The sequence below is a fragment of the Streptomyces sp. NPDC127084 genome, assembly GCF_042724175.1.
GTDB lineage: Bacteria > Actinomycetota > Actinomycetes > Streptomycetales > Streptomycetaceae > Streptomyces.
Map to the genome: position 1 here is coordinate 60762 of NZ_JBHXFA010000017.1, position 7942 is coordinate 68703.

9 protein-coding genes are annotated in these 7942 nt (G+C 69.9%); 5 read left to right on the forward strand and 4 right to left on the reverse strand.

Annotation, left to right across the window (positions count from 1 at the left end; genetic code table 11):
• Nucleotides 1-140 precede the first annotated feature (140 nt).
• Entirely contained in the window at nt 141-632 is a 492-nt protein-coding gene (locus tag ACFWI9_RS06780; protein WP_387159441.1) for an ATP-binding protein, read from the reverse strand.
• A 240-nt stretch (nt 633-872) separates the two neighbouring features.
• Here ACFWI9_RS06780 and ACFWI9_RS06785 point away from each other — a divergent pair, with 240 nt between their 5' ends.
• Together ACFWI9_RS06785 and ACFWI9_RS06790 are read left to right on the forward strand one after the other, a co-directional pair.
• On the forward strand, nt 873-1106 hold the full coding sequence (locus tag ACFWI9_RS06785; protein ID WP_387159442.1) for a DUF397 domain-containing protein: 234 nt from the start codon (nt 873-875) through the stop codon (nt 1104-1106).
• 91 nt (nt 1107-1197) lie between these two features.
• On the forward strand, nt 1198-2100 hold the full coding sequence (locus ACFWI9_RS06790) for a helix-turn-helix domain-containing protein (protein ID WP_387159443.1): 903 nt from the start codon (nt 1198-1200) through the stop codon (nt 2098-2100).
• A 60-nt stretch (nt 2101-2160) separates the two neighbouring features.
• On the opposite strand, the gene ACFWI9_RS06795 is transcribed toward ACFWI9_RS06790, so the two are convergent.
• Together ACFWI9_RS06795 and ACFWI9_RS06800 are read right to left on the reverse strand one after the other, a co-directional pair.
• Nucleotides 2161-2973, reverse strand: a complete 813-nt coding sequence (locus ACFWI9_RS06795; RefSeq protein ID WP_387159444.1) for an SAM-dependent methyltransferase — start codon at nt 2971-2973, stop codon at nt 2161-2163.
• A gap of 220 nt (nt 2974-3193) precedes the next feature.
• Nucleotides 3194-4339, reverse strand: coding sequence for a glycerate kinase (locus ACFWI9_RS06800; RefSeq protein WP_387159445.1), 1146 nt, complete (start codon nt 4337-4339; stop codon nt 3194-3196).
• 106 nt (nt 4340-4445) lie between these two features.
• On the opposite strand from ACFWI9_RS06800, the gene ACFWI9_RS06805 reads away from it, so the two are divergent.
• Together ACFWI9_RS06805 and ACFWI9_RS06810 are read left to right on the forward strand one after the other, a co-directional pair.
• Nucleotides 4446-5510: an ADP-ribosylglycohydrolase family protein gene (locus ACFWI9_RS06805; RefSeq protein WP_387159446.1), complete on the forward strand. Its 1065-nt coding sequence runs from the start codon at nt 4446-4448 to the stop codon at nt 5508-5510.
• Between the two features lie 33 nt (nt 5511-5543).
• Complete coding sequence (locus ACFWI9_RS06810) at nt 5544-6032, forward strand: NUDIX domain-containing protein (RefSeq protein WP_387159447.1); 489 nt, start codon at nt 5544-5546, stop codon at nt 6030-6032.
• Nucleotides 6033-6110: 78 nt separating this feature from the next.
• Here ACFWI9_RS06810 and ACFWI9_RS06815 read toward each other — a convergent pair whose 3' ends face one another.
• Nucleotides 6111-6818 carry a hypothetical protein gene (locus ACFWI9_RS06815; RefSeq protein ID WP_387159448.1) on the reverse strand — a complete coding sequence of 236 codons (708 nt, stop codon included), beginning with the start codon at nt 6816-6818 and terminating at the stop codon, nt 6111-6113.
• 293 nt (nt 6819-7111) lie between these two features.
• Between ACFWI9_RS06815 and ACFWI9_RS06820 the strand changes: the two genes are divergently transcribed.
• Nucleotides 7112-7834, forward strand: a complete 723-nt coding sequence (locus ACFWI9_RS06820; RefSeq protein ID WP_387159449.1) for an NAD-dependent deacetylase — start codon at nt 7112-7114, stop codon at nt 7832-7834.
• The last annotated feature ends 108 nt before the right edge of the window (nt 7835-7942 follow it).

Consider the following 7942-nt stretch of genomic DNA (forward strand, 5'->3'; position numbering starts at 1 on the left):
CCGCGGGGTGGCGGGGGCCTCGGCGAATATGCCGTCCCCCTCGAAACGAGCCGGCCCGGGAAGGCCCCGGGTGCGAGTGAATCGCACCCGGGGCCTTCGTCATGCCCGCGGCGCTGACCGGCGGCCTGATGGTCCGGGGTTCAGTCCGGCCGGCCCGGGAGCGCCACGCTCGCCCACACAGCCTTGCCCAGGGGCGGAGTGAGGGACCAGGACCAGCTGTCGCTGAGCGCGTCCACCAGGGCGAGCCCGCGGCCACCGGCCGCCCAGGGGGCCGGAGACCGGAGACCGGTCTGCGGCCGCGGTGGGGCGGGGCTGGGGTCGGTGAGGGTGCAGACCACATGGCCGGGCTGGCGGTAGAGGCCCAGCCAGAGCGGATAGGCGTCCGATGCCGCGTGCCCGGGTTCGAGCGCGTGCCGGACGGCGTTGGTCACCAGCTCACCGGCCACCACGGCCATGTCGGGGACCAGTGCCACCAGTCCCCAGCCGCGCAGGGTGACATCGACGAACCGTCGCGCCTGACGCGCGTTCCGGGGGTGTCCGTCCAGACCGCAGGCGGCGAAGTTGTCCGCTCCGAAGCCGTGGTCCAGACGGAGATCCGGACCCGACGGTGATCGCTCAGACGTCGGATTCACGCCGAATTCCGCAGCTGAGCGCCGGTCAGCGCGGTCGAACGTGGTGCTCGCACTGGTTGACATGTAAATCGTCACTGGTCATGTCCCCCTGAAAGCTTCGGAGTTCGACGCTGCGGCAGCCGATGCCGAACGAGTATTGTCGAGGGCGCACCGAAAATGCAATTGCACCTGGGATTGCAGTGGCCGGATCCAAGGTGACCCTACACAACGGCACAAACCGACGAAGAGGGGTTGAAGGACATGGAGTTCTCCAATGGGATACGGGCGGACGCACTGACGTCGGCCACCTGGATCAAGAGCAGCCACAGCAACCCCACCGGAAACTGCGTGGAGCTGGCCGCGCTCTCCGACGGCAGCATCGCCATGCGCAACTCCCGTGATCCGCACGGGCCGGCGCTGGTCTATACGCGCGCCGAAGTCGCAGCCTTCGTCGCCGGAGCCCAGGATGGCGACTTCGACGCGATGATTGTCTGATTTCCAACGGGCAACGGTCCACGCACCCGTGGCTCAGGTCCGTCCGTGCGGGATAGTGTCATCGTCTTCCCCACATCCGCAGGAGCACGCGATGGCCGCAGCAGAACCGAGCCCGCCGTTGTTCATGAGCCCGCTGGGAGCGGTCGAGGGCAATCCCACCGCCCTGAAGCTGATCCTGGGCGGGAAGCTGCGCGAACTGCGCGTCAGTGCCGGGCTCGACCCCTCCGCTGTGGACACCCGGCTCGGTTTCTCACGCTCCAAGACCAGCCGCATGGAACTCGGCCGCCACGGCTGCAAGCCCGCGGACGCCCTTGCCCTGCTCAACCTCTACGGAGTGGGCGACGAGACCCGCGTCGCCGAGTTCCTGCGGCTGGTGGAGCAGTCCCGCCGGACGGACTGGTGGCACTCGTTCAGCGATGTGCTGTCCGACTTCTTCGCCCCGCTGGTCTCGTTGGAGGGCGCGGCCTCGACCATCCGTACCTACGAGCCGTTCTATGTGCCGGGCCTGCTCCAGACCGAGGAGTACGCGCGGGCGGTGATCCGTTCCGGACCTGCCCGGCTGTACGCGCACGAGGTGGACCGCCGGGTCGATCTGCGCCGGGAACGCCAGCGGCAGTTGGCGCAGCCTGATGGGCCCCGGCTGTGGGCGGTGATCGACGAGTCCGTGCTGTTGCGCACGGTCGGCGGTCCTGAGGTCATGCGGGGGCAGCTCAGCCATCTCATCGAGATGACGGCGCAGTCCCGGATCACCTTGCAGGTGGCACCGCTGGCCGTGACGGCGTCGGTCGGCGTGGGCACAGGTCTGACGTATCTGCGGTTCGCGCTGCGGGACTTGAAGGACGCCATCTATATCGAGCATCTGACGGACAGCACCTTCAGTCAGAAACCGCAGGTCGTGGAGCAGTACCGCGACATGATGGACCGGCTTGGAGCGTGTGCGCTCACCCCCAGGGAGACCCGGGCGCTCATCGAGGAGCGGCTCGGCTCCCTGTGACCTTCCGTCATTACCCCGGGGGTTTCCGGGGAAAGAAGGACAGTACGCAGCGGCCCGGCGTCATACGAGTCGGCCGACGCCACCCCACTCGATCCACTCGTCGGTCTGCTGCACCGGGGCGAGGTCGTTGTCCGGCCGCCAGGTGGACACCTCCACGAGTCCCGGCTTCAGGATCTCCAAACCGTCGAAGTACGCCGTGACTTCATGCTCCTCGCGCACCCGGCCCCAGTGCCCGCCCGTGGCCTCCGCCATGAAGTCGGTGACGAACTTGCGGATCTCGGGCCGGTCGCTGACGAGTTGACAGACCACCAGGAAGCTGCCGGGTACGAGCCGTTCGGCGACCCGGCGCACCAGCGCTGCAGGATCGGACTCGTCCGGAATGCAGTGCATCACGGAGACGAACAGCGCCGCGACCGGCCGGCTGAAGTCTATGAGGCGGGTGGTCTCCTCATGGCCGAAGATGCCTTCGGTGTCCCGCATATCGGCCTGGATGACCGCGGTTCGGTCGTTCTCCTCAAGCAGCGCACGGCCGTGCGCCAGGACGATCGGGTCGTTGTCGACGTAGACGACACGCGACTGGGGGTCGACAGCCTGGGCGACCTGGTGGACGTTGTCCTGGGTCGGCAGCCCGGAGCCGTGGTCGATGAACTGCCGCACACCGTACTCGGTGGCCAGCGTACGGACGACGCGCTGGAGGAACCGGCGGTTGTTGACGGCGAGCACCTTGGTGCTGGGCACCTGCTTGAGCAGCTCGGCACAAGCGTCACGGTCAGACTGGTAGTTGTCGTCACCTCCCAGGAGGTAGTCGTACATCCGTGCCACGCTCGGCACGTTGGTGTCGATGGCGTCCGGGCGCCACGACTCGCGCTGCATCCAGTCCTCATTCACGTCAGTGGGATCCGGAATCGGAACCTGAGAGATGCACATGCTAGGGAGGCCCGGAGAGCCGGTACAGGTCGTTCACATGGCCAGGAAGGGTGAGCGATGCCTTTCAGCCACCTCGGACACGTACGGCCACGAGTACGGGACGGCCGGTGACACGTGCCAGTGCTCCCTGGGTCGCGTCTGAACGCTCGCGCTGGCTACACCTGGCTCAGTACAGCTGGGCCGTGGGCAGGAAGTCCCGCGCGATGTCCGCCGCGACACGTTCCAGCAGCGGTCCCGCCTGCGCCATGCAGAGCGCCGGGTCGGGCTCCAGGTCCAGCAGCGGATAGGCCCGTGTGATACCGGCCCCGCTCAGGGCCTCCTCGGTGAGCGCCAGCCGGCCGCAGACCGCGACGACGTCCTTGCCCGCGGCGCGGGCCGCCGCCGCCACACCGGCCGGGGCCTTGCCGTGCAGGGTCTGCTCGTCCAGCGAGCCCTCGCCGGTGATCACCAGTGTGGCCCTGTCCAGGGCGATGCCGAAGCCCAGGATGTCGAGCATCACCTCGATGCCGGGCCGAAAGCGCGCCCGGAGTGCCACCAGAGCCCCGTATCCGATTCCCCCCGCGGCTCCCGCTCCCGGCGCCTCGGCCGCCTCGGGGCCCAGTACCGATGCGTAATGGGCCAGCGCCTCGTCCAGCGCGGTGACGTCCTCGGGCGTGGCACCCTTCTGCGGGCCGAAGACCGCGGGCGCGCCCTTCGGCCCGGTCAGCGGGTTGTCCACATCGCTGGCGAGGACGAGTTCGACGTCCCTGAAACGGGCGTCGAGACCGGACAGATCCGCGGTCACCAGGTCCTTCAGCGCGCCGCCGCCAGGCCCGATCGGCTTGCCGTCGGCGTCCAGGAACCGCGCGCCCAGAGCGGCGAGCATCCCGGCCCCACCGTCCGTCGTGGCACTGCCGCCGACCCCGAAGACGATCGTCCGCGCCCCGGCGTCGAGCGCCGCGCGCAGCAGTTCGCCCGATCCGTAGGTGGTCGCGGTGAGCGGCGCGAAGACCCCTTCGGGCAGGTGCTGGAGCCCGGACGCCTCTGCCATCTCGACCACCGCCGTGGTCCCGCGCAGGGCGTAGGCCGCCGTCAGCGACTCGCCGAGCGGCCCGGTCACCGCCGCTTCACGGCGCTCGAAGCCGGCCGCGACCGCTGCCGCGACTGTGCCGTCGCCGCCGTCCGCGACCGGAAGGGTCTCCACCGCGAGGCCGGGTACCACTCTCCGTAGTCCCGCGGTCACCCGCTCGGCCACCTGGACGGCCGTCAGCGAGCCTTTGAACTTGTCCGCCGCGACAAGAACGCGCGCGGCGGTAACTGCTCCGTTCGTCACCTTGCATCCCTTGCTTTCGAACAGGCAGTCGCGCCGCCCCGACCCTATCCGCACCCCCTGGCCGGTGCCACCCTTCCTTGGACACCGGAACGGGTACATCCGAACCATGACACCTTCAGCCAAGGGGACACCCGACCGGATCCTCGGCGGCTGGCTGGGCAGGATCGCGGGGAACATGCTCGGCAAGCCCATCGAGCGCGGGGACTACTGGACCCGGGAGCGCATCGAGCGCTACCTCGGGCTCACCGGCGCCGTGCCGCTCACCGACTACCTCCCCGAGCCCCCACCCGGGGCGGGCGGCGGGTTCGAGCTGCGCCCGGACTGGCGCGGCTGTGTCCGCGGCCGGATCCACGGCAGCTGCCGCGACGACGACGTGGACTACAGCATCCTCGGACTCCACCTGCTCGAGACCCATGGCTTCGACTTCACCACCGAGCAGGTGGGCGAGCTGTGGCTGCTGCGGCTGCCGTACCTGCAGACGTTCACGGCCGAGCGGGCGGCGTACCGCAATCTCACGGCAGGCCTGAAGCCACCGCTGACCGCCACGAACCACAACCCCTACCAGGAGTGGATCGGCGCGCTGATCAGGGCGGACGTCTTCGGGTGGACCAGCCCCGGGGACCCTGTGCGGGCGGCCTCACTCGCCCGCCGCGACGCCGTGCTGTCGCACACAGGCAACGGTGTGTACGGGGCGATGTGGGCCGCGGCCATGGTCGCCGCGGCTTTCACGGCGGCCGATGCCCGCACGGCCGTCGAGACCGGACTCGAACGTGTCCCCCCGGGCTGCCGTCTGGTCCGCGCGGTCCGCCGTGTGATCGCCCTGTACGACAGCGGCCTGCCCTGGTCGGAGGCGCTGGACACGCTGGAGGGGGAGACCGCGGGACTCGGCTGGATTCACACCGTCCCCAACGCCGCGGTCATCACCGCCGGGCTGCTGTACGGGGCCGGGGACTTCACCCGCACCGTGGCGCTCACCGTGCGCGGCGGCCTCGACACGGACTCCAACGGAGCGACAGCCGGCTCCGTGGCGGGCGTGCTGTGCGGGGCGTCGGGCATCCCGCCCCAGTGGACCCGCCCCCTGGAGGACCGGGTGAGCAGTGCCGTGTTCGGCTTCGACGGAGCGTCGATCGGCGAACTCGGCGACAGAACCGCCCGGTTGGCGACGCGTTGACCGGAAGGGGCCCGCACCGTCTAGGCTGCGGCGGTGACCGCTTCGGACTTCGCCACGTACATCGCCGGACTGCCCCGCGTACTCTCGGGAGCCGCCACACTCTTCCGGGACGCCGATGGCCGGGTGCTGCTCGTCGAGCCCAACTACCGCGAGGGCTGGGCGCTTCCGGGAGGCACGATCGAGTCCGAAAGCGGCGAGACCCCGCGCGAGGCCGCGCGCCGGGAGACCCTCGAAGAGATCGGCCTGGACCTCGCCCCCGGCCGGCTGCTCGCGCTGGACTGGGGACGCGCGCCGGATCGTCCGCCGGTCGTGGCGTATCTGTACGACGGAGGGGTGCTGACCGGCGAGCAGTTCATGGCGATCCGGCTCCAGCAGGCGGAGTTGCTGTCCTGGAAGCTGGTGCCACGGGACGAGATCACGGCGTACCTCCCCGGCGCGCTCGGTCCTCGCGTCCTGGCCGCGCTCGACGTCCTGTCGACGGACGCCGGTCCCGTGGAGCTGGTCGACGGGCGCCCCGCCTGACCGGGTCGCCCCTTGTGCCGCCTCCCTCCCAGGCCCCCGGGGTCGAACCGCGTCGAGCGTGTCCCCGTACAGGACTGCTCAGCCGTACGCGATGCGTTCGACTTCCCTCAGCTGCGCGGCACCGAGGCGGCCGTCCTCCAAGGACAGGAGCCAGGGCAGCAGCTCCGGCGTGGCGTGCGTCTCTTCGTAGAAGCCGAGGTGGAGGTCGGCGAGCTCGCCCTCGATGAGCCAGTGGTCGAGCGCGTCGCCGAGGTGCAGGTCCGCCGTCTCGGTTCGGCTCTCGGCCCAGATGGCCAGCCAGGGGGCCAGGCTGCCCGCGGTGACCGAGAGCGTCTCCAGCACGTCGGTGATGTGTCCGGTACTCGGGTGGGTGTGGAGTACCGACCGCCACCAGGCGTGCCAGGTCTCCTCCATTGCTGTTCGCTCAGGGGTGGGCCAGTCGCGCCAGCCCGCGGCGCGAAGCCGGGAGGCGACCAGGCTGTGGTCGAGCTCGTCAGCGATGAGGAGGCGGATGATCCGGGGCGCCAACCGGCGGTACAAGCCCCGGAAGTCGTCCCAGTGGTCGGGGGTCTCGTGCGCGAAGGAGGAGACCAGTTGGTCCGGCACCTCGTGCACGGGACCGGCCAGGGTTTCGAGATCGGCTTCGGGGTAGCAGTAGGTGCAGCCGCCCACACGAACCGGCGACTCGGCAAGTGGCGCGAAGGTGGCGTCCAGGACGTCGAGTGCGTCCTGAAGCCGCTGATGCGGGTCGGTCATGAGGTGCCTGACGTGACTCCGTCCGGACATGCCGGAGAAGGGAGTGACGCTACCACGGGCCTGGCCACCGAACTCCCCGCCAGTGCTGTGACCGGATAGGTTTGCCGGGAAGCTCGCGGTGTCCGGTGCTATCGCAAGGCGGTGGGGGTCCCCCGCCGATGGCAGGGGGAGATCGCCCTCGTACTGGATGTACTCGGGTGATTCGACAACGCAGCGAGGTGTCGCTCCAACCCCGCGACGAATGGCCCGAGTCCGCTCGGCCGCACCGCGCGCGACGCCTAATCGGCTCGCGGCCGCACCCCGGAGTTACTTACGCTCGCCGCATGACACTCGTGGCGATCCTCAGCGGTGCCGGCATCTCGACGGACTCCGGCATCCCCGACTACCGGGGGCCGAACGGGCTGTGGCGGCGCGACCCGGAAGCCGAGAAGCTGGTCACGTACGCCTACTACATGGCCGATCCGGAGATCCGGCGCCGGTCCTGGCGTATGCGCCTCGACGGTCCGGTGCTGCACGCCGAGCCGAACGCCGCCCATCGGGCCATCGCCGAGTTCGAGCGCGGCGGCAGCCCGGTCCGGGTGATCACACAGAACGTCGACGGACTGCACCAGCTGGCGGGAGTCTCCGCGCGCAAGGTCTTCGAACTGCACGGCACCGCGCGGACGGTGGTGTGCACCCGCTGCCATGCCCGCTCACCGATGGCTGACGCGCTGGAGCGGGTGCGGGCGGGCGAGGCGGATCCGCCGTGCACGTCGTGCGGCGGGATCCTGAAATCGGCGACGGTGATGTTCGGCCAGCCTCTCGACCCGGTGGTGCTGGGCGAGGCGATGGGGATCGCCAAGGCGTGCGAGGTCTTCATCGCTGTCGGTACGAGCCTCCAGGTGCAGCCCGCCGCGTCGCTCGCGGGGGTCGCCGCGGAGCACGGTGCCCGGCTGATCATCGTGAACGCGGAGCCGACCCCGTACGACCCGCTCGCCGACGAGATCCTCCGCGAGCCCATCGGGACGGCGCTTCCTGAACTGCTGGAGCGGCTGCGCGTCTCCTGAAGTACGGCCTAGATGTACTGCCCAGGCAGGTTGGTCGAGTTTGTGCGACGACACGGTCTGAATCTGGCTGACGACGAAGGCCTCCGGTTGTGGAGTGGAGCTGTCTAG

Coding starts and splice junctions, on each gene's coding strand:
- ACFWI9_RS06785 (WP_387159442.1), top strand. CDS start 873: ATGGAGTTCTCCAATGGGATACGGGCGGACGCACTGACGTCGGCCACC.
- ACFWI9_RS06790 (WP_387159443.1), top strand. CDS start 1,198: ATGGCCGCAGCAGAACCGAGCCCGCCGTTGTTCATGAGCCCGCTGGGA.
- ACFWI9_RS06795 (WP_387159444.1), bottom strand. CDS start 2,973: ATGCAGCGCGAGTCGTGGCGCCCGGACGCCATCGACACCAACGTGCCG.
- ACFWI9_RS06805 (WP_387159446.1), top strand. CDS start 4,446: ATGACACCTTCAGCCAAGGGGACACCCGACCGGATCCTCGGCGGCTGG.
- ACFWI9_RS06815 (WP_387159448.1), bottom strand. CDS start 6,818: ATGTCCGGACGGAGTCACGTCAGGCACCTCATGACCGACCCGCATCAG.
- ACFWI9_RS06820 (WP_387159449.1), top strand. CDS start 7,112: ATGACACTCGTGGCGATCCTCAGCGGTGCCGGCATCTCGACGGACTCC.